Below are 18,685 nucleotides of genomic sequence, written 5' to 3'. Positions count from 1 at the left end.
GACGCATGGGCGCCCTGCGCGAGGCCGTTCCCGGGTTTTGGGTAAAGAGCCAAGCCGCCGTCCGGCCTGTTTCAGATTTGCGACAGCCAGTCATTGCAGTTTGATTCTCCGCATGGCCGGCCGCTCATCCAAGGTCCAGCTTGTGCTCCTTGTCGGGGCCGGTTAGCCCGACGCATAATCGTGCAACGATGAAGTCGGCTCGCCAGTCTGCTGTGCTCGGCTTGCCGTATGTGGAGGGAAGCATGTCCGAGAAGATCTACGACGTCCCCGCGGAATGGGCCAAGCGCGCCTGGGTCGATCAGGCCAAATACAAGGACATGTACGCCCGCTCGGTCGCGGACCCCAACGCGTTCTGGGCCGAGCAGGCCAAGCGCATCGACTGGATGCACGCGCCGACCAAGATCGAGAACGTGTCCTTCGCGCCGGGCAACATCTCGATCAAATGGTTCGAGGACGGCATCCTCAACGTCGCCCAAAATTGCATCGACCGGCATCTGCACAAGCGCGCCAACCAGACCGCGATCATCTGGGAGGGCGACGATCCCTCGCAGTCCAGGCACATCACCTACAAGGAGCTGCACGACGAGGTCTGCCGGATGGCCAACATCCTGCGCACCCGCAATGTGAAGAAGGGCGACCGCGTCACCATCTATCTGCCGATGATTCCGGAAGCGGCCTACGCGATGCTGGCCTGCGCGCGGATCGGCGCCATCCACTCTGTGGTGTTCGCAGGCTTCTCGCCGGATTCGCTCGCCCAGCGCATCAACGACTGCCAGTCCAAGGTGATCATCACCGCGGACGAGGGTCTGCGCGGCGGCAAGAAGGTGCCGCTGAAGGCCAATGTCGACGCGGCACTCGCCAAGGCCGAGGGCGTCGACTGGGTCGTCGTCGTCAAGCGCACCGGCGGCAAGATCGACATGAACCCGACCCGCGACCTCTGGTATCACGAGGCAGCGGCGATGGTGACGACGGAATGCCCGGTCGAGCACATGCATGCCGAGGATCCGCTGTTCATCCTCTATACTTCAGGCTCGACCGGCCAGCCCAAGGGCGTGCTGCACACCTCGGCCGGTTACCTCGTGTTCGCCGCGATGACGCATCAATATGTCTTCGACTATCACGATGGCGACATCTACTGGTGCACCGCCGACGTGGGCTGGGTCACCGGCCACAGCTACATTCTCTATGGACCGCTGGCCAACGGCGCGACCACGCTGATGTTCGAGGGTGTGCCGAATTACCCCGACAATTCCAGGTTCTGGAACGTCATCGACAAGCACAAGGTCAATATCTTCTACACCGCGCCGACCGCGATCCGCGCGCTGATGCAAGGCGGCGACGAGCCCGTGAAGAAGACCTCGCGTGCCTCGCTCCGCCTGCTCGGCTCGGTCGGCGAGCCCATCAACCCCGAGGCCTGGGAGTGGTATCACCGCGTCGTCGGTGACGACAGGTGCCCGATCGTCGATACCTGGTGGCAGACCGAGACCGGCGGCATTCTCATCACGCCGCTGCCGGGCGCGACAAAGCTGAAGCCGGGTTCGGCGACGCAGCCGTTCTTCGGCGTGGTGCCTGAAATCGTCGATGCCGACGGCAAGGTGCTGGAAGGTGAGACCACGGGCAATCTCTGCCTGACCCGCTCATGGCCGGGCCAGATGCGCACCGTCTACGGCGACCATGCGCGTTTCGAGCAGACCTATTTCTCGACCTACAAGGGCAAGTACTTCACCGGCGACGGCTGCCGGCGCGACGCCGACGGCTATTACTGGATCACCGGCCGCGTCGACGACGTCATCAACGTGTCAGGCCATCGCATGGGCACCGCGGAAGTCGAGAGCGCGCTGGTCGCGCATGATAAGGTTTCCGAGGCGGCCGTGGTCGGCTTCCCGCACGACATCAAGGGCCAGGGCATCTACGCCTACGTGACCCTGATGGCCGGCATCGAACCGACCGAGGAGCTACGCAAGGAGCTCGTCACCTGGGTGCGCAAAGAGATCGGGCCGATCGCCTCGCCCGACCAGATCCAGTTCGCGCCAGGCCTGCCCAAGACCCGTTCCGGCAAGATCATGCGCCGCATCCTGCGCAAGATCGCCGAGGACGAGCCGGGCAGCCTGGGCGATACCTCGACCTTGGCCGATCCCGCCGTGGTCGATGATCTCGTCAAGAACCGCCAGAACAAGAAGTAAGCTCTCGTGCCCCGGACGCAGCGCAGCGCTGCCGATGATGCGAAGCATCGTTCGGTGCGGTGCGCTGCAGAGCCCGGATCCATGTCACGGCAGAACGCTTGGCTTCCGGGTCCCGGCTCTGCGTCGCAGCACTGCGTGCCGCGCCGCGTCCGGGACACGAGCTTAGACATAGCCCGCAAACCGCCGTTCACGTGCTCACGCACTTGTCAGCCCGCCCGCCGGCGCGGCGGCGTCTTTCCCGCGGAGTGTTGTTTTCAGGTCATTTACTTTATTTCGAACATTTCCTTTCTTCCCCTGCCGGCTCGCCCTCGGCGGCCGCGCGTGGAAACCGTCCGGTTAACAAGCGCGGTTAAGAATGTCTGGGCGAGGCCGGCGATTTCAGGTTTGCGTGAATTTGGACGATCCGTTCCGGGCCGAGGGGAAAATTGATGTCGATGAAGATTGCATTCGCGCTGGCCGCGACCATCGCCGCGGGGGCCTTGATGCCGACGACAGCCGAGGCGCGGCCGGAACTGGTGGGCGCCCATCTTGCCGACTTCTCGCCGGGCACCATCGTGGTCAAAACCAACGAACGCAGGCTGTATCTCATCCTCGATGACGGCCACGCCATGCGCTATCCGGTCGGCGTCGGCAAATCAGGCAAGCAATGGGCCGGCGTTACCCGCATCGACGGCAAGTATCGCAATCCGGCCTGGTCGCCGCCCGCCGAGGTGAAGCGCGACAAGCCGCAGCTTCCCGACGTCATCCCGGGCGGATCGCCGCGCAACCCGATGGGCGTAGCAGCGATGACGCTTGCGGGGGGAGAATATGCCATCCATGGCACCAACGTGCCGAACTCGGTCGGCGGCTTCGTCTCCTATGGCTGCATCCGTATGCTCAACGACGACATCACCGATCTCTACAGCCGCGTGTCCGTGGGAACGAAGGTCGTCGTGACACGCTGATCGCCGCGGCCAAACAGCGATTGAAAGAGCCGCGTTTCGACGCGGCTTTTTTGTTACCAGAAGCGCCAGCCGCGCGTGCACCAGCCGTCGCGATGGCCGCCCTCGTAGCTGCGCGCGTAACCGCCTGCGAGCATCGCCGCCGAAACGTTGGCGGTTCGTCTGGTCGCCACATCGGCCAGAACGCGCCCGTATTTTTCCGTCCCGAGATTGTAGATCGTGACGCCGCCCTGGCCGAGCAGGTTGCGCAGCGCCTCGGTGGCGGCTTCCGCCTTGTCGAGCTCGTCGCGACAGGATGCTTTCATCTCGGGCGCATCGATGCCGCGCAGCCGAACCCGCGCGACGAGATCGCGTCCGTCGCGTTGATGCACCCGCGCCAGGAAGGTGTCACCATCGATGGTGCGGACCACGTCGACCTGCAGGCGATTCTCGGGAGAGCCTGAATGCTGAAGGATGATCTCGGCATCCTGCGCGCGGCCATCGGCCGGATGCCGAAGCGGCCAGTTGGTGCCGTGCCGGAAGATGAGCACGATCGCCACCGCGACGGCGACGATGAACATCCACGGCACCAGTCCGGAGAGACGACGGCCAAATGGCGAGCCGCCATAAGAGGGCCGACGAGACCTATCTGGGTCGAAGCGCGACATCCGCGCACGCTAGGGCTGAGTCGGCCAGACCGACAAGCGACCTAAAAAATCCGAACCTCAAAAATCCGAGGCGATCCCCTTGCGCTCCCAATCGCCGTAGCGCGTGGGCTCGGGTCCCTTCGGCCCCTGCAATTCCTTCGGCGCAGCTTCGGCACGGGCCGCGGCGGCTTGCCGGCGTGCCTCCGCTTCGGCCAGCGCGCGCTGGGCGGCCGGCGGCAAGGGCTTGCGATTGGGGACAGCAGGCTGGTCGTTCATCGTTCGGGTCCTAGCGCAGGATCGTCAGGCGCGCGACGTTCAATAACGCATTGCTGAAATGGCTCCGGCGGGCCGAAATCGCCAGAGGCCGTTCTTACATTTGGCATATTCGCATGCCACAGAAGCTGATCTTAAGGCATGCGCCTACCCGGCGGAACTGCCGCTTGCTCAGAACCTTACGTCCGCATGCCATCTCAACGTTTTGCCCCTCCATCCGAAGTGCCTGGTCTAGCGGCGCGGCGGATCGCTGCCGACATCGTCGACGGCGTGTTACACAAGCACCGCACGCTCGACGACCAGCTCGACGGCTCCGGCGCCCATCCCGGACTGAAGACGCTCGCCAACCGCGACCGCGCGCTGATGCGGCGTCTGGTCGCGACCATCCTGCGTCGGCTCGGCACGCTCGGCCATGTGCTGTCTCGCCTGCTCGACAAGGGTATCCCGTCCGATGCACCGCGCGCGCAGAGCGCCCTGCTAATTGGTGCCGCCCAGATCCTCTGGATGGACGTGCCCGATCACGCTGCCGTCGATCTGTCGGTGCGCCTGGTGCAATCCGACCGGCGCGCCGCACGCTATGCCGGCCTCGTCAACGCCGTGCTGCGCCGCTGCGCGCGCGAGGGCCAGGCGCTGGTCGAGGAGATCGCGACGCAATCGCTGGACCTGCCGCCCTGGCTGCTGGCGCGCTGGAGCGCGCATTATGGCGAGGCGACCGCACGGGACATGGCGCTCGCGCTCGGCCACGAACCTTCGCTCGATCTGACTGTGAAGTCCGACGCCGCACACTGGGCAAGCCGTCTGCATGGCGAAGTGCTGCCGACCGGATCTGTGCGCACGCTGCTGCATGGCTCGGTGACCATGCTGCCCGGTTTCGCCGAAGGACAATGGTGGGTGCAGGACGCCGCCGCCGCGCTGCCGGTCCGGCTGTTCCGAGATATCGCCGGCAAATCCATCGCCGATCTCTGCGCCGCGCCCGGCGGCAAGACGGCGCAGCTGGCACAAGCCGGAGCGCGTGTCACGGCGCTCGACCGTTCGCCCGCCCGCGTGGCGCGGCTGCGCGAAAATCTCAACCGGCTGTCGCTCCAGGCCGAGACTGTGGTCGCTGACGCCGTGGAATGGACGGGCCCAGCGGACGGCTTCGATGGAATCCTGATCGATGCGCCCTGCACCTCGACCGGAACGATTCGAAGGCATCCTGATGTTGCATGGCTGCGGCAGGATTCAGACGTTGCCGCGATGACCGTTCTCCAGCAGCGGCTGCTGAAGAAATCGGTCTCGTTGCTCAAACCGGGCGGGACGCTGGTCTATTGCACCTGTTCGCTGGAACCCGAGGAAGGCGAGCAAGCCATCGCCACGCTGCTGGCCGCAGAGCCCTCGCTTCGCCGCGTGCCGATCGAGACCGGCGAGGTCTCCGGGCTCGGCGAAATCATCACCGCCGAGGGCGATCTCCGGACCTTGCCGAGCCATCTGCCGCACGCCGACCCGAAGCTTGGTGGGCTCGACGGATTTTTCGCGGCCCGGCTGGTTAAATCCTGATTTTGCACCGGATTTTGCAGCCACGACCCTGATTCGGGGTCTTTCAAGGTGGTGTCCGCGGTCCGATTTTGGGATTAATAAGGATTCGTCGGAATCCTCTCCCCCCTTCAAGGTAAGGCGTGTCGGTCGCTCAACGCAGACGTATCTCGACGCTGGTCATGAACCGCTTCGCGCGGAACATGCTCGCGCGCGCGAGCGGCGGTTCCGTTGCGCTGTCGCGGGTCTGGCCCGGTCGCACCGACCGGTTGATCATCGCGCCGCACGATCTGCGCACCGCGGATGCGACGCGCGCCGCGGAGATCTATGCAGGGCGCTTCGTCTTCGCCGGAAAGATCGTCAACTGCCACGGACGCTCCATCTTCGATCTCGATCCGCCCTCGGAGGATTGGGAGGTCGCGCTGCTCGGCTTCGGCTGGCTGCGACACTTACGCGCCGCCGACACCGCACTGACCCGGGCCAATGCGCGCGCGCTGGTCGAGGACTGGATCGGCAACCCCGCCAACAAGCGCCGGCCGGTCGCCCGCCGCGCCGACGTGCTGGCGCGGCGCGTGATCTCGCTGCTGTCGCAAGCGCCGCTGGTGCTCAACGACACCGACAACAAATTCTACCGCCGTTACTTGCGCGCGCTCGCACGTGAGATCCGCTTGCTGCGCTTCACCATGGTCAACATCCCCGATGGGGTGCCGAGACTCCAGGTGCAGATCGCGCTCTGCTACACGACGTTGTGCCTCGCCAACCAGGCCCGTCACATCCGCAGCGCGTCGAAAAAGCTCTCAGACGAATTGCAGCGGCAGATCCTCCCCGACGGCGGGCATATCTCCAGAAATCCCGGCGCGCTGATCGAGCTGCTGATCGACCTGCTGCCGCTGCGGCAGACCTTTGCCGCGCGCAACATCGCGCCGCCGCCGGCGCTGCTCAATGCAATCGATCGCATGATGCCGATGCTGCGCTTCTTCCGGCACGGCGACGGCAATTTCGCGCTGTTCAACGGCATGAGCGCGACGCCATCGGATCTGCTGGCCACGCTGCTCGCCTATGACGACGCCCATGGCGCGCCGATGGCGAACATGCCGCACACCGGCTTCCAGCGCCTCGATGCCGGGCCGACCACTGTGATCATCGACACTGGCCCGCCGCCGCCGCCCGGCGTCAGCCACGATGCGCATGCCGGCTGCCTGTCGTTCGAATTGTCTTCCGGCATCAGCCGCATCGTCACCAATTGCGGCATGCCGGCCACGGGCCGCGACAATTGGCGGCCGTTCGCGCGCGGCACCGCGGCGCATTCGACGCTGACCTATCACGACACCTCGTCCTGCCAGTTCGTCGAGATGTCGGCGATGAAGCGGCTGCTGCACGGTGCACCGATCACCAGCGGCCCCCACGACGTCGAGAGCTATCGCGAGATCATCCAGGACGGCACGCTGCTCACGACCTCCCATGACGGCTATCTCGCCAGGTTCGGCGTGATCCATCGCCGCGTGCTGATGATGGCCAATGACGGAGCGCGGATTGACGGCGAGGATACGTTGTCGCCGCCGCAGGGCGCGCGGCTGAAAGGCGCCGGCGCCGACTTCGCGCTGCGTTTCCACCTGCATCCCGCGGTGAAGGCGAGCCGCCTGTCGGATGCCCGCGGCGTCATGCTGGTGCTGCCGAACCGCGACGTCTGGACCTTTGAAGCGCTGGACGAGAAGGTCGACCTGGAGGACAGCGTGTTCCTGGCCGGCAATGACGGCCCGCGCCGGACCGCCCAGATCGTGATCCGCCAGGATGCCCGCCAAGCGGCCTCGATTCGCTGGAGTTTTGTGCGCTCGACCGCATCGCCGGCGGTCACCAATGCCCGCCGCAACGCCCGCCGGGAGCCGGAACTTCCGCTGTAAAGAGCCGGGATTCGGCGCTATCCGATCGTTGTGAAGGGCGTCGAAAACTGCTATCGAACGCTCGTTCGCGCGACTGGCGACCTTGGATGGAGCACCATCGGGAAGCGCGATACATATCCGCCGCGCGCCTGGGCATAGACACTCCCTGAACAGAGGATCTTGCTCATGACCGACCGCCCCCGCCGCGTCACCCGCGCCCTTCTTTCCGTCTCCGACAAATCAGGCCTGATCGAGTTCGCCCAGGCGCTGGCCGCGCATGATGTCGAGCTGGTCTCGACCGGCGGCACCGCCAAAGCCATCGCCGCCGCCGGCCTGAAGGTGAAGGACGTCTCCGACCTCACCGGCTTCCCCGAGATGATGGACGGCCGCGTCAAGACGCTGCATCCGAAGGTGCATGGCGGCCTGCTCGCGATCCGCGACAACAAGGAGCACGCGGAAGCGATGAAGGCGCACGGTATCGCGCCGATCGACCTGCTCGTCGTCAATCTCTATCCGTTCGAAGCGACCGTCGACAAAGGCGCGGGATTCGAGGATTGCATCGAGAACATCGACATCGGCGGTCCCGCGATGATCCGCGCCGCCGCGAAGAACCACGACGACGTCGCCGTGGTGGTCGAGGCCGATGACTACAAGGCCGTGCTCGACGAGCTCGCCGCCAACAACGGTGCGACCACGCTGAAGCTGCGCCGGCGGCTTGCCGCAAAGGCCTATGCCCGCACCGCGGCCTATGATGCTGCCATATCGAACTGGTTCAACCGCCAGCTCGAGATCGAGGCGCCCGACTTCCGTGCCTTCGGCGGCAAACTGATCCAGTCGCTGCGCTACGGCGAGAACCCGCACCAGACGGCGGCGTTCTATGCGACACCGGACAAGCGCCCGGGCGTCTCGACTGCACGGCAGCTCCAGGGCAAGGAACTCTCCTACAACAACATCAACGACACCGATGCGGCCTATGAGTGCATCGGCGAGTTCGACACCAAGCGCACCGCTGCCTGCGTCATCGTCAAGCACGCCAATCCCTGCGGCGTTGCTGAAGGCGCGAACCTCGTCGAGGCCTATCGCAAGGCCCTGGCTTGCGACTCCACTTCGGCCTTCGGCGGCATCATCGCGATGAACCGCGCGCTCGACGCCGACACCGCGCGCGAGATCACCAAGATCTTCACCGAGGTGATCATCGCGCCCGACGCCAGCGAGGAAGCCATCGCCATCATCGGCGCGCGCAAGAATCTACGTCTGTTGCTTGCCGGCAGCCTGCCCGACCCACGCGCCCCCGGCCTCACCGCCAAGACCGTGGCCGGCGGTCTTCTGGTGCAGAGCCGCGACAACGCCGTGGTCGACGACATGACTTTCAAGGTCGTGACCAGGCGTGCGCCCAGTGATGCCGAGATGCGCGATCTCAAGTTCGCGTTCCGGGTGGCAAAGCACGTCAAGTCGAACACGATCGTTTACGCCAGGGATCTCGCCACCGTCGGCATCGGCGCGGGCCAGATGAGCCGGGTGGATTCGGCCCGCATCGCAGCGCGCAAGGCACAAGACGCCGCCAACGAGCTGAAGCTCGTCGAGCCGCTCACCAAGGGTTCGGTCGTGGCGTCGGATGCGTTCTTCCCGTTCGCCGACGGCATGCTCGCCTGCATCGAAGCCGGCGCTACTGCCGTGGTACAGCCCGGCGGATCGATGCGCGATGACGAGGTCATCAAGGCCGCCGACGAGCACGGCATCGCCATGGTGTTCACGGGCACGCGGCATTTCAGGCACTGATCTATCAACTCGTCGCGAGCGCAGCGAAGCGATCCAGAATCTTTCCGCGAGGAAGTCTGGATTGCTTCGTCGCTTCAATCCTCGCAATGACGGTGGTGAAACCGGAGAGAGGGCGGCTACTCCTTCACCCGCATCAGCAGCGCAAACCCCGTCGTGAAAAACGCCACCAGCACGGCCATGCCGGCCTTCTGGCTCGCGGTTGCGGCGGTGACCACGCCGATCAGCAGCGGGCCGACGAAGGACGTCACCCTCCCGGTCAACGCAAACAAGCCGAAATACTGCGCGATACGATCCTTCGGCGCGAGCCGGATCAGAAGCGTTCGCGACGCCGCCTGAAGCGGCCCACCGGCAGCGCCGATCAGGCAGCCGAGCACGATATAGGCACGCTCAGCCGCAGCGCTGAACAGCGGACCGCCCGGCACCGGCGGCGTGACCTTGACGAACAGGACGCTGTCCTTGTCGACCAGCAGAATTGCAGCGACCGCGAGCAGCAGGATCAGCATGCTGCCGGCAATGACGCGCTTCGGACCGAGGAAATCGTCGAGCTTGCCGCCGAGCCATGCGCCAAAGGTGCCGGCGATGGCCAGAATAATTCCGAACGTGCCGATCTGAATCGTATGCCAGCCGAAGGTGCCGGCGGCATAGATGCCACCGAAAGCGAACAGCGACACCAGACCATCGGTGTAGATCATGTTGGCGAGCAGAAACGCGGCAAGCGACCTCTGCTGCGGCAAATCCTTCAGCGACTGCTTGAGATCAAGCAGACCTTCGTACAGAGCCTGCCGTACCGGACGCTTCGCCGGATAGTCGGGCGTGAACAGGAACATCGGCGTCACGAAGATGATGAACCACAACCCGGTCAAAGGCCCTGCGGCGCGCTCGCCTTGATGGGTGACGGGATCGAGCCCGAACAGCGGCGTGAAGCCGAGCAGGGTGCGCCCGGTCTCCGGATTGGCGGCGAGGAAGCCGAGCACGAAGATCAGACTGACGATGCCGCCGATGTAGCCGGTGGCCCAGCCGGTGCCCGAGAGCCGGCCGATGCGGTCCGGCGGCACCAAAGTCGGCATCATGGCATTGTTGAAGACCGTGGCGAATTCCGCGCCGACGCTGGCCAACGCGACCGCAATCAGCAGCGGCGGAATGATCGAGAGATCGCCCGGCTTGCCGATCCACAGCGCGCAGGAGGACACCACCAGAACCGCGCCGAACGCAGCGATCCACGGTTTCCTCCGGCCCGACGCATCGGCAATGGCGCCGAGCACGGGTGACAGCAACGCGATCGCCATGCCAGCTGCCGCCATCGCAAACCCCCAGAGCGATTGGCCGGTGGCGGGATCCGGCGCGATACTGGTGGCGAAATAGGGCGCAAACACGAAGGTCGTGATCAACGTGAAATAGGGCTGGGCGGCCCAATCGAAGAAGATCCAGCTGACGACCGCTGAGCGCGGCGGATAGGTCCGCGAGGCGCCGGTGACTGGCGCATCCGGGGCGATCGTCGTCATCACCCTGTCCTCATCACAAACAGTTTTGCCTCTCCTAGCGCAAACCGTATAGCATTGTCGCGGCGCGCTTGAATTCGCCTGAGAGCCCAGCGGAAATTTGATGATGGCGACATTTTCGACACGGCGCGCTTTTTTCGCGCTCATTGCTACTCTGGCGTTTGGTCTGGCGTCAGCGGTCGCACAAGGTGCGCGGCTACCCTATGTGCCTCCCGCGCTCGACAGCGTGCACGCCGTTCCGGCCGAGCACGGCATGGTGGTGGCACAGGAGAAGATGGCGGCGCAAGTCGGCGCCGACGTCTTGCGACGAGGCGGCAACGCCGTCGATGCTGCCGTCGCGACCGGCTTCGCAATGGCGGTGACTTATCCGCGCGCCGGCAATATCGGCGGCGGCGGCTTCATGGTGATCCATTCCGCCGAACGCAACGAAGATGTCGCGATCGACTATCGCGAGACCGCGCCCGCGGCGACCACGGCGCAAATCTTCCTCGGAGCCGACGGCAAGCCTGATCCCGCAAAATCGCGCGATTCCGGGCTTGGTATCGGCGTGCCCGGCACGATCGCAGGCCTGGCTCTGGCACACGATCAATACGGCTCGGGTCGGTTCACGCTGGCGCAGTTGCTGGAGCCCGCGATCGCACTGGCCCGTGATGGATTCATCGTCACCGACGACATCGCCGATACGCTGCCTGGCTGGTATCCGCGGCTCGCGCGCTGGCCGTCCTCAGCCAAGATCTTCGCAAGCTCCGATGGCAAGCCGTTTGGCGAAGGTGACAGGCTGGTGCAGAGCGACCTCGCCGACACGCTGGCGCGCGTCGCGGCGCAAGGACCGCGCGGCTTCTACGAGGGACCGGTGGCGGAAAAGATCGCCAAGGCCGTATCCGATGCCGGCGGCATCATGACGCCAGCTGATCTGAAGGCGTATCAGGCGGTGATCCGCACGCCGGTGCGCGGCACCTATCGCGGCTACGACATCGTCTCGATGCCGCTGCCGTCCTCGGGCGGCGTGGTGCTGCTGGAGACCCTCAACATGCTCGAAGGCTTTCAGCTTGCGGACCTGAAGCAGGGATCGCCGGCCTCGCTTCATCTGCTGATCGAGGCCATGAAGCGCGCCTACGCCGACCGTGCGCGCTATCTCGGCGATCCCGCCTTCGTCAACGCGCCGATCGACAGGCTGATTGCAAAGGACTACGCCGCGAAGCTGCGCGCCGGCATTTCCACCGAGCGCGCCACGCCGTCGAAGGATCTCGTGTCCACCGCCACATCTCCGCGCGAAGGCAGCAATACGACGCACTATTCGGTCGTCGACAGTGGCGGCAACGCCGTCAGCAACACCTACACACTGAACTTCAGCTACGGCGTCGGTCTGGTCGCCGAGGGCACCGGGGTGCTGCTCAACAATGAACTCGACGATTTCACCGCCGCCGTCGGCGCCTCCAATGCCTATGGTCTTGTCGGCTACGAGGCCAATTTGCCCGGGCCGGGCAAGCGGCCGCTATCATCGATGTCGCCGACCATTGTGCTGAAAGACCGCAAGCCGGTGCTGGTGACGGGCTCGCCTGGTGGCAGTCGCATCATCTCGACCGTGCTCCAGGTCATCGTGAACGTGCTCGACTACAGGATGGACGTCGCGGCGGCGGTGGCTGCGCCGCGGCTCCATCATCAATGGCTGCCGGATGAAGTGCGCGTCGAGCACGGATTCCCCGACGACGTGCTGTTCGAGCTGAAGGCGATGGATCATCTCGTCGTGGAGCCGATGGGGCAGACGTCAGCCAATTCGATTTTCGTGACGCCGAACGGGCCGCTTGGCGCGCCCGATCCGCGCACGCGTGGCGCGGAAGCAGCGGGACAGTAACGCGGGCCCCTGCCGCGCGGGCGGGTGGCTGCAGCCCGACTGACCGATCATCGCGGGGTGAGGAAACTTACCGCCCCACCTGGTACGGTCCGCCCTTTTCCAGCGCGCGCGCATAAGCCGGCCGCGCGTGGATGCGTTCCAGAAAGGCCATCGCCTTGGGATGGCCCTGCTCGAGTCCGCCGCGGGCTTGGGCCGCTTCGAGCGGAAAGCTCATCTGGATGTCGGCGGCGGTGAATTCGCTGCCGGCGAACCACTCGCTCTTGCCGAGCTCGCCCTCCCAATAGTCCATGTGCTGCTTGAGCTGCGGATTGACCAGCGCCGTGAGCGCCTGGTTCGAAACCTTGCGCACCAGCGGGCGAAGCAGCGCCGGCGCGCGTTTCGGCATCAGCGTGAACAGCAGCTTCAACAGCAGCGGCGACATCGCGGACCCCTCGGCGTAATGCAGCCAATAGGTGAAGCGCAGCCGCTCCGGCGTATCAGGCGGCGGGATCAGGCGGCCATTGCCATAGGTCGCGACGAGATATTCGAGGATCGCGCCTGACTCGGCGATGGTGTTGCCGTTGTCGGTGATGACGGGCGATTTGCCGAGCGGATGAATCGCACGCAGCTCCTTCGGCGCGCGCATGTCCGGCTGGCGCTGATAGCGCACGATCTCGTAGGGCACGCCCAACTCCTCGAGCAGCCACAGCACGCGCTGCGAGCGCGAATTGTTGAGGTGATGGACGGTCAGCATCGCGAGAATCCCCGGGCTTGGTTTGGTGGGCCGACCGCGTACCTGCCAGCCCGGAACCACAATGTCGAGCCGTTCGGAGGATATTTTCACCCGGGTATATTGACGGCAATTATTTACCCGGGTATTAAAAGCGCCACGGTCGTCAATATGGCAATGATATCAATGCAAGCAACTTTCACCGCCTTTCAAGGGCAGCGCCGCCTGGTGTCCGGGCCGGCGGGAGAGGTCGCTCTGGTCGTCAAGCGGGTAGCCCCGCGGGCGGACGAGGCGATCATCATCTTCGAGGACGCCACGGGCCGATCGATCGACTTCGATCTGCGCGGCGGCGATCGCGAGGTGCTGGCGCGTTTGGCGAAGCTGATCCCGCCGCCGGTCGAGGAGGCCGCGCCGCCGGCCGAGCCGCGCGGACGCGGCCGGCCGAAACTCGGCGTGGTCGCGCGCGAGGTGACGCTGCTGCCGCGGCATTGGGAATGGCTCGGCGTGCAGCCCGGCGGCGCTTCGGTCGCGCTGCGAAAACTCGTCGACGAGGCCAGGCGCGCGAGCGGCGACAAGGATCGCGCACGGCAGGCGCGCGATGCCGCCTATCACTTCATGTCGACCATGGCGGGCAATCTGGCGCGGTTCGAGGAAGCTTCGCGCGCGCTGTTCGCAGATGACCGGCGCCGCTTCACCGGACTGATCGCCGACTGGCCCGCCGATATCCGCGACCACATCGTCAAGCTCGCCTACAACGACCGCGCTTAGCCGCGCAGCACGTCTCACGCCCCTATCGACGGCCAAGCCGCGCATTGCTCGGCAACGGCTTCGCACGCCCTGGTGAAAGGCAGAACCATGTCCGCTCCAAAGCCGCTCTGGCAATCCTTCCTGCGCTTCCTCGCGCCGTTGATGCTGAGCAACGCGCTGCAATCGTTGTTCGGCACGGTCAGCAATGTCTATGTCGGTCACATGATCGGCGTGGACGCACTCGCTGCGGCTTCGATCTTCTTCCCGGTATTCTTCTTCCTGTTCGCTTTCGTCATGGGCCTGAGCACCGGCGCCACCGTGTTGATCGGCCAGGCCTTTGGCGCGGGCAAGCTCGACAGGATCAAGATCGTCGCCGGCGCGACGCTCGCGGTCGGCCTGCTCCTCTCGATCTCAGTGGGACTGGTCGGTGGACTGTTCAGCCGGCAATTGATGATCGCACTCGCGACGCCCGCCGACATTCTCAAGCCGGCTAGCCGCTATGCGCGCATCATGCTGCTGACGATGCCGTTTGGCTTCACCTTCCTGCTGATGACCGCGATGATCCGCGGTGTCGGCGACGCAGTGACGCCGCTGCTGGCGTTGGCGTTGTCGACCGCGATCGGTCTGATCCTGACACCGATGCTGATCCACGGGGCGGTCGGCATCACCAGCCCGGCCTGGGCGGCTGCGATCTCCAACGCACTGACGCTGATCGCGCTCGCCGCCTATCTGCTGCGGAGGAAGCACGTGCTCGCACCGGACGCGGCACTGTTGCGCCATGTGCGGATCAATCGCGCGGTGATCGGACAAATCCTCGGCATCGGCTTGCCGAGCGCCGTCGGCATGGTCGTGATGGCGATCGCCGAGTTGGTGCTGCTCGGCCTCGTCAACGGCTTCGGGTCCCACGCCACGGCTGCGTATGGCGCCGTCAACCAGGTGATGGGCTACACGCAGTTCACGGCGATGTCGATCTCGATCGCGGTCTCGATTCTCGGCGCGCAGGCCATCGGCGGCGGCGACCGGACGCGGCTCGATGGCATCGTGCGAACCGGCCTCGCATTCAACCTCGTACTGACGGGCGGGCTGGTAACGTTGATCTATCTCGCGCCTCGCGCCGTGCTCGGCATCTTCATCACCGACGGCGCCGTGCTCGATCTGGCGCAAGGACTGCTTTTCGTCGCCTTGTGGAGCTCAGTGCCGTTCGGTCTTGCGACGACGTTTTCCGGAGCGATGCGTGCCGCAGGCGTGGCGCTGACGCCGATGCTGCTGTCGATATCAGCCATCGTTGCGATCGAGCTGCCCAGTGCGGTGATCCTCAGTCGCACCATCGGCCTTGCGGGTGTATGGGCCGCTTACCCGATCGTATTCTGCGCCATGTTCGTCTTGCAGATTGGCTATTACCTCCTGGTGTGGCGCAAGCGGGCCATCCGGCGTCTGGTCTGATCACCAAGATATTATGACCATCATTAAACGGTGGACCTGTGGCGCGCCCTGCGCCACAATGGGCGAAAAGTGACGTCAGGGAGAACGCATTTGACCCGCACAGCCCCGCAATTCCTGTTCGATTTCGGCAGCCCGAACGCCTATCTCAGCCATCTCGCCATCCCTGCGATCGAACAGCGCATCGGCGTCAAATTCGAATATGTGCCGATCCTGCTCGGCGGCATTTTCAAAGCGACCAACAACCGATCGCCGGCCGAGACGCTCGCCGGCATCAAGAACAAGCGCGAGTTCCAAGAGGTCGAGACCGAGCGCTTCGTCAAGCGCTTCAAGGTTCAGCCTTACGTCTTCAATCCCAACTTTCCCGTCAACACGTTGAACCTGATGCGCACCGCCATCGCGGCGCAGCTCGAGGGCGTGTTCGAGACATATGTCGACGCCGCCTTCCATCACATGTGGCGCGAGCCGAAGAAGATGGACGATCCTGAAGTCGCGGCGAAGGCGCTCGCGTCTTCCGGACTCGACGCCCAAAAGCTGTTCGCCCGCGCCCAGCAGCCGGACGTGAAAGGCAAGCTGATCAAGAACACCGAGGAGGCGGTCGCGCGTGGAGCCTTCGGCTCGCCGACCTTCTTCGTCGGCGTCGAGATGTTTTTTGGCAAGGAGCAACTGCGGGACGTCGAGGAGATGGTGCTGGAGAATGGCGAGTAGTGAATGGCGAATGGCGAATAGTCGAAACGTTACTCGCATTTCGTCATCTGCTATTCTATTCGCTACTCCCTATTCGCCATTCGCCTCTGTCCAAAGAGCAACGATAACGGAGTTTGTCCCATGCGTATCCTCGTGGTCGGCGCCGGCGCCATCGGCGGCTATTTCGGTGGCAGGCTGTTGCAGGCGGGCCGCGACATGACCTTCCTGGTCCGTCCCAGGCGCGCCGGCGAACTCGCGCGCGACGGCCTGACCATCAAGAGCCCGAACGGCGACGCGACGCTGAAGAATCCGCCGACCGTGCAGGCCGACGCCATCAAGGACACGTTCGACGTCGTGCTGCTCAGCTGCAAGGCGTTCGACCTCGACGACGCCATCAACTCGTTCGCCGCGGCGGTTGGCCCGAACACTGCGATCATCCCGATGCTCAACGGCATGAAGCATCTCGACACGCTCGACCAGAGGTTCGGCAAGGAGCGCGTGCTCGGCGGTCTCTGCGCCATCGCGGCGACGTTGAACGAGAGGCGGGAAGTGGTGCAGCTGCAGCCGATGCAGGCGATCAGTTACGGCGAACGCGACGGCGGGTCGTCGGATCGCATCAAGGCGATCGACGAGGCCTTCAAGAGTGGCATCGTCGGGGCCACCGTCAGCGAGAACATCATGCAGGACATGTGGGAAAAGTGGGTGTTCCTCTCCTCGCTCGCAGCTTCTACCAGCCTGATGCGGACCTCTGTCGGCAACATCCTTGCGGCACCCGGAGGCAGGGACTTCCTGCTCGGCATCCTCGACGAGACCAGCGCAATCGCCACCGCGTCCGGCTACACGCCTGGCGGCCCGTTCTTCGAGCGCGTGAAGGGCAACCTGACCACCGAGGGCTCTCCGATGACGGCCTCGATGTTCCGGGACATCAAGGCGGGCTTGCCCGTCGAGGCCGATCACGTGATCGGCGACCTGATCGCGCGCGCCGATGCCGCCAAGGTGCCGGTGCCGAAGCTGCGCATCGCATACACGCATCTAAAGGCGTATGAGAAGCAGCGCGCGGGGTAATCGCGCCCAGCATTATTTGAGATACGCGAGATAGTGTGCGACGGCGGTGATTTCCTCGTCGCTCATGTGAGAGGCGGCATCGGCCATCGCGGCGCCGACGAACAGCGTGCGCTTCGCGAAAACAACCCCATGCACAGTAGGACGACGGCGGCCGGCGACCCGCGGTGCCGGAGCCCGGAGGATCGCACCGGGAAAAATTGGAGCGGGCGAAGGGGCTCGAACCCTCGACCCCGACCTTGGCAAGGTCGTGCTCTACCACTGAGCTACACCCGCATCCTGTGTCGGTCGCGTGACGCGCCGGCAACGGCTGTCGTATGCCAAAAGCGGGAGGCGAATGCAACAGCTACCGGCAGCATCATCTCGCTTTCGGAGCCCCTATATGAGCCCCATCCCGGCCAAATCGACCAAAAATGGTCCGGAACTGTCGAATCGGCGGCCATGGATTGAAATTCGGCCGACCCGGCCCAACTTTAGGGCCTGAAACGAAGCATATGCGATGGCGACGTGCTAAAGACCCGCCATTCCAGACATCAGACGAGGGGATCCCGTGACGATCATCGACCAGGCTAACGGAGCGGGCCCGGCTGCGGCCGATCTGATCAAGGACACCACCACCCAGACGTTCGTGAAGGACGTCATCGAGGAATCGAAGCGCCAGCCGGTGCTGATCGATTTCTGGGCGGAGTGGTGCGGTCCCTGCAAGCAGCTCACCCCCATCCTGGAAAAGGCGGTCAAGGCAGCCAAGGGCAAGGTCAAGCTGGTCAAGATGAACATCGACCAGCATCCGGCGATCCCCGGCCAGATGGGCATCCAGTCGATCCCGGCCGTGATCGCCTTCGTCAACGGCCAGCCCGCCGACGGCTTCATGGGCGCTGTGCCGGAGAGCCAGCTCAACGCCTTCATCGAGAAGCTGACCAAGGGTGTGACGGCTCCAGGCGAGCCCAATATTGCCGAGATCCTGCAGGAGGCCGAGGCCGTGCTCGCCGAGGGCGATGCCGCCGCGGCCGCGCAGATCTATGCCGAAGTGCTGCAGCACGAGGCGACCAACATCGCGGCTTTGGCCGGGCTGGCAAAATGCTACGCCGTCTCGGGCGCGATGGAGCAAGCCAAGCAGACGCTCGCCATGGTGCCGGAATCCAAGCGCAACGACCCGGCCGTGAAGGCCGTGCAGACCGCGATCGATCTTGCCGAACAAGCGGAACAGCTCGGGCCTGTCGCAGAGCTGGAACAGAAAGTCGCCGCAAACCCGCTCGATCATCAGGCCCGCTTCGACCTTGCCACCGCGCTGAACGCGAAGGGCGACCGCGCTGCGGCCACCGAGCAGCTGCTCGCGATCGTCAAGCGCGACCGCAAATGGAACGACGACGGCGCCCGCAAGCAGCTGGTGCAGTTCTTCGAGGCCTGGGGCGGCACGGATGAAGCAACCGTCGAGGGCCGCAAGCGCTTGTCGACGATCCTGTTTTCATAGGGATAGCGTGCGGTTATTGTT

The 18,685-nt window shown here is 64.7% G+C and carries 15 protein-coding genes, 1 tRNA gene and 1 riboswitch; of the genes, 11 read left to right on the top strand and 5 right to left on the bottom strand.

The window, feature by feature from the left end; genetic code table 11:
- Positions 1 to 242 precede the first annotated feature (242 nt).
- Both acs and BM222_RS23130 read left to right on the top strand, forming a co-directional pair.
- Positions 243 to 2,183, top strand: coding sequence for an acetate--CoA ligase (gene acs / locus BM222_RS23135; protein WP_177243396.1), 1,941 nt, complete (start codon positions 243 to 245; stop codon positions 2,181 to 2,183).
- A 428-nt stretch (positions 2,184 to 2,611) separates the two neighbouring features.
- On the top strand, positions 2,612 to 3,127 hold the full coding sequence (locus BM222_RS23130) for a L,D-transpeptidase (protein WP_092232560.1): 516 nt from the start codon (positions 2,612 to 2,614) through the stop codon (positions 3,125 to 3,127).
- A 53-nt stretch (positions 3,128 to 3,180) separates the two neighbouring features.
- Here BM222_RS23130 and BM222_RS23125 read toward each other — a convergent pair whose 3' ends face one another.
- Positions 3,181 to 3,771: a thermonuclease family protein gene (locus BM222_RS23125; RefSeq protein WP_092232557.1), complete on the bottom strand. Its 591-nt coding sequence runs from the start codon at positions 3,769 to 3,771 to the stop codon at positions 3,181 to 3,183.
- A 57-nt stretch (positions 3,772 to 3,828) separates the two neighbouring features.
- On the bottom strand, positions 3,829 to 4,026 hold the full coding sequence (locus tag BM222_RS23120) for a DUF1674 domain-containing protein (RefSeq protein WP_092232554.1): 198 nt from the start codon (positions 4,024 to 4,026) through the stop codon (positions 3,829 to 3,831).
- A gap of 186 nt (positions 4,027 to 4,212) precedes the next feature.
- Between BM222_RS23120 and BM222_RS23115 the strand changes: the two genes are divergently transcribed.
- The 3 genes from BM222_RS23115 (at position 4,213) to purH (ending at position 9,194) form a co-directional block, all read left to right on the top strand.
- Entirely contained in the window at positions 4,213 to 5,559 is a 1,347-nt protein-coding gene (locus tag BM222_RS23115; RefSeq protein WP_092232551.1) for an RsmB/NOP family class I SAM-dependent RNA methyltransferase, read from the top strand.
- Between the two features lie 158 nt (positions 5,560 to 5,717).
- Positions 5,718 to 7,436, top strand: a complete 1,719-nt coding sequence (locus tag BM222_RS23110) for a heparinase II/III family protein (protein WP_177243395.1) — start codon at positions 5,718 to 5,720, stop codon at positions 7,434 to 7,436.
- Between the two features lie 59 nt (positions 7,437 to 7,495).
- Positions 7,496 to 7,577, top strand: a riboswitch (ZMP/ZTP riboswitch).
- A gap of 24 nt (positions 7,578 to 7,601) precedes the next feature.
- Complete coding sequence (gene purH, locus BM222_RS23105) at positions 7,602 to 9,194, top strand: bifunctional phosphoribosylaminoimidazolecarboxamide formyltransferase/IMP cyclohydrolase (RefSeq protein WP_092232543.1); 1,593 nt, start codon at positions 7,602 to 7,604, stop codon at positions 9,192 to 9,194.
- A gap of 116 nt (positions 9,195 to 9,310) precedes the next feature.
- Here purH and BM222_RS23100 read toward each other — a convergent pair whose 3' ends face one another.
- The gene (locus tag BM222_RS23100; RefSeq protein ID WP_092232540.1) at positions 9,311 to 10,696 is read right to left on the bottom strand and encodes an MFS transporter; all 1,386 of its coding nucleotides are present in this window, start codon (positions 10,694 to 10,696) and stop codon (positions 9,311 to 9,313) included.
- A 100-nt stretch (positions 10,697 to 10,796) separates the two neighbouring features.
- Between BM222_RS23100 and ggt the strand changes: the two genes are divergently transcribed.
- Positions 10,797 to 12,548 (top strand): gamma-glutamyltransferase, encoded by a 1,752-nt coding sequence (gene ggt, locus BM222_RS23095; RefSeq protein WP_092232536.1) that lies wholly within the window; start codon positions 10,797 to 10,799, stop codon positions 12,546 to 12,548.
- A 67-nt stretch (positions 12,549 to 12,615) separates the two neighbouring features.
- Here the strand turns inward: ggt and BM222_RS23090 are convergent, their stop codons facing one another.
- Positions 12,616 to 13,281 (bottom strand): glutathione S-transferase family protein, encoded by a 666-nt coding sequence (locus tag BM222_RS23090; RefSeq protein ID WP_092232532.1) that lies wholly within the window; start codon positions 13,279 to 13,281, stop codon positions 12,616 to 12,618.
- Between the two features lie 147 nt (positions 13,282 to 13,428).
- Between BM222_RS23090 and BM222_RS23085 the strand changes: the two genes are divergently transcribed.
- The 4 genes from BM222_RS23085 (at position 13,429) to panE (ending at position 17,196) form a co-directional block, all read left to right on the top strand.
- Positions 13,429 to 14,025: a DUF2239 family protein gene (locus BM222_RS23085; RefSeq protein ID WP_092232529.1), complete on the top strand. Its 597-nt coding sequence runs from the start codon at positions 13,429 to 13,431 to the stop codon at positions 14,023 to 14,025.
- A gap of 87 nt (positions 14,026 to 14,112) precedes the next feature.
- Entirely contained in the window at positions 14,113 to 15,447 is a 1,335-nt protein-coding gene (locus tag BM222_RS23080) for an MATE family efflux transporter (protein ID WP_177243394.1), read from the top strand.
- Positions 15,448 to 15,537: 90 nt separating this feature from the next.
- Positions 15,538 to 16,152: a 2-hydroxychromene-2-carboxylate isomerase gene (locus tag BM222_RS23075; RefSeq protein WP_177243393.1), complete on the top strand. Its 615-nt coding sequence runs from the start codon at positions 15,538 to 15,540 to the stop codon at positions 16,150 to 16,152.
- A 120-nt stretch (positions 16,153 to 16,272) separates the two neighbouring features.
- A complete protein-coding gene (panE, locus tag BM222_RS23070) occupies positions 16,273 to 17,196 on the top strand; it encodes a 2-dehydropantoate 2-reductase (RefSeq protein WP_092232521.1) in 924 nt (307 codons plus the stop codon).
- A 198-nt stretch (positions 17,197 to 17,394) separates the two neighbouring features.
- Here panE and BM222_RS23065 read toward each other — a convergent pair.
- Positions 17,395 to 17,469, bottom strand: a tRNA-Gly gene (locus tag BM222_RS23065).
- A gap of 274 nt (positions 17,470 to 17,743) precedes the next feature.
- On the opposite strand from BM222_RS23065, the gene trxA reads away from it, so the two are divergent.
- Positions 17,744 to 18,664: a thioredoxin gene (gene trxA / locus BM222_RS23060; protein ID WP_177243392.1), complete on the top strand. Its 921-nt coding sequence runs from the start codon at positions 17,744 to 17,746 to the stop codon at positions 18,662 to 18,664.
- The last annotated feature ends 21 nt before the right edge of the window (positions 18,665 to 18,685 follow it).

Origin of the sequence: Bradyrhizobium sp. Gha, assembly GCF_900113735.1 — a bacterium.
GTDB lineage: Bacteria > Pseudomonadota > Alphaproteobacteria > Rhizobiales > Xanthobacteraceae > Bradyrhizobium.
The sequence above is the reverse complement of the archived record's forward strand: the minus strand, read 5'-3'. Positions and strand labels throughout refer to the sequence as shown.

What these genes read in the sequence shown, in the direction of transcription:
- acs (WP_177243396.1), top strand. Translation starts at nt 243, where the DNA reads ATGTCCGAGAAGATCTACGACGTCCCCGCGGAATGGGCCAAGCGCGCC.
- BM222_RS23130 (WP_092232560.1), top strand. Translation starts at nt 2,612, where the DNA reads ATGTCGATGAAGATTGCATTCGCGCTGGCCGCGACCATCGCCGCGGGG.
- BM222_RS23125 (WP_092232557.1), bottom strand. Translation starts at nt 3,771, where the DNA reads ATGTCGCGCTTCGACCCAGATAGGTCTCGTCGGCCCTCTTATGGCGGC.
- BM222_RS23120 (WP_092232554.1), bottom strand. Translation starts at nt 4,026, where the DNA reads ATGAACGACCAGCCTGCTGTCCCCAATCGCAAGCCCTTGCCGCCGGCC.
- BM222_RS23115 (WP_092232551.1), top strand. Translation starts at nt 4,213, where the DNA reads ATGCCATCTCAACGTTTTGCCCCTCCATCCGAAGTGCCTGGTCTAGCG.
- BM222_RS23110 (WP_177243395.1), top strand. Translation starts at nt 5,718, where the DNA reads ATGAACCGCTTCGCGCGGAACATGCTCGCGCGCGCGAGCGGCGGTTCC.
- purH (WP_092232543.1), top strand. Translation starts at nt 7,602, where the DNA reads ATGACCGACCGCCCCCGCCGCGTCACCCGCGCCCTTCTTTCCGTCTCC.
- BM222_RS23100 (WP_092232540.1), bottom strand. Translation starts at nt 10,696, where the DNA reads ATGACGACGATCGCCCCGGATGCGCCAGTCACCGGCGCCTCGCGGACC.
- ggt (WP_092232536.1), top strand. Translation starts at nt 10,797, where the DNA reads ATGATGGCGACATTTTCGACACGGCGCGCTTTTTTCGCGCTCATTGCT.
- BM222_RS23090 (WP_092232532.1), bottom strand. Translation starts at nt 13,281, where the DNA reads ATGCTGACCGTCCATCACCTCAACAATTCGCGCTCGCAGCGCGTGCTG.
- BM222_RS23085 (WP_092232529.1), top strand. Translation starts at nt 13,429, where the DNA reads ATGGCAATGATATCAATGCAAGCAACTTTCACCGCCTTTCAAGGGCAG.
- BM222_RS23080 (WP_177243394.1), top strand. Translation starts at nt 14,113, where the DNA reads ATGTCCGCTCCAAAGCCGCTCTGGCAATCCTTCCTGCGCTTCCTCGCG.
- panE (WP_092232521.1), top strand. Translation starts at nt 16,273, where the DNA reads ATGCGTATCCTCGTGGTCGGCGCCGGCGCCATCGGCGGCTATTTCGGT.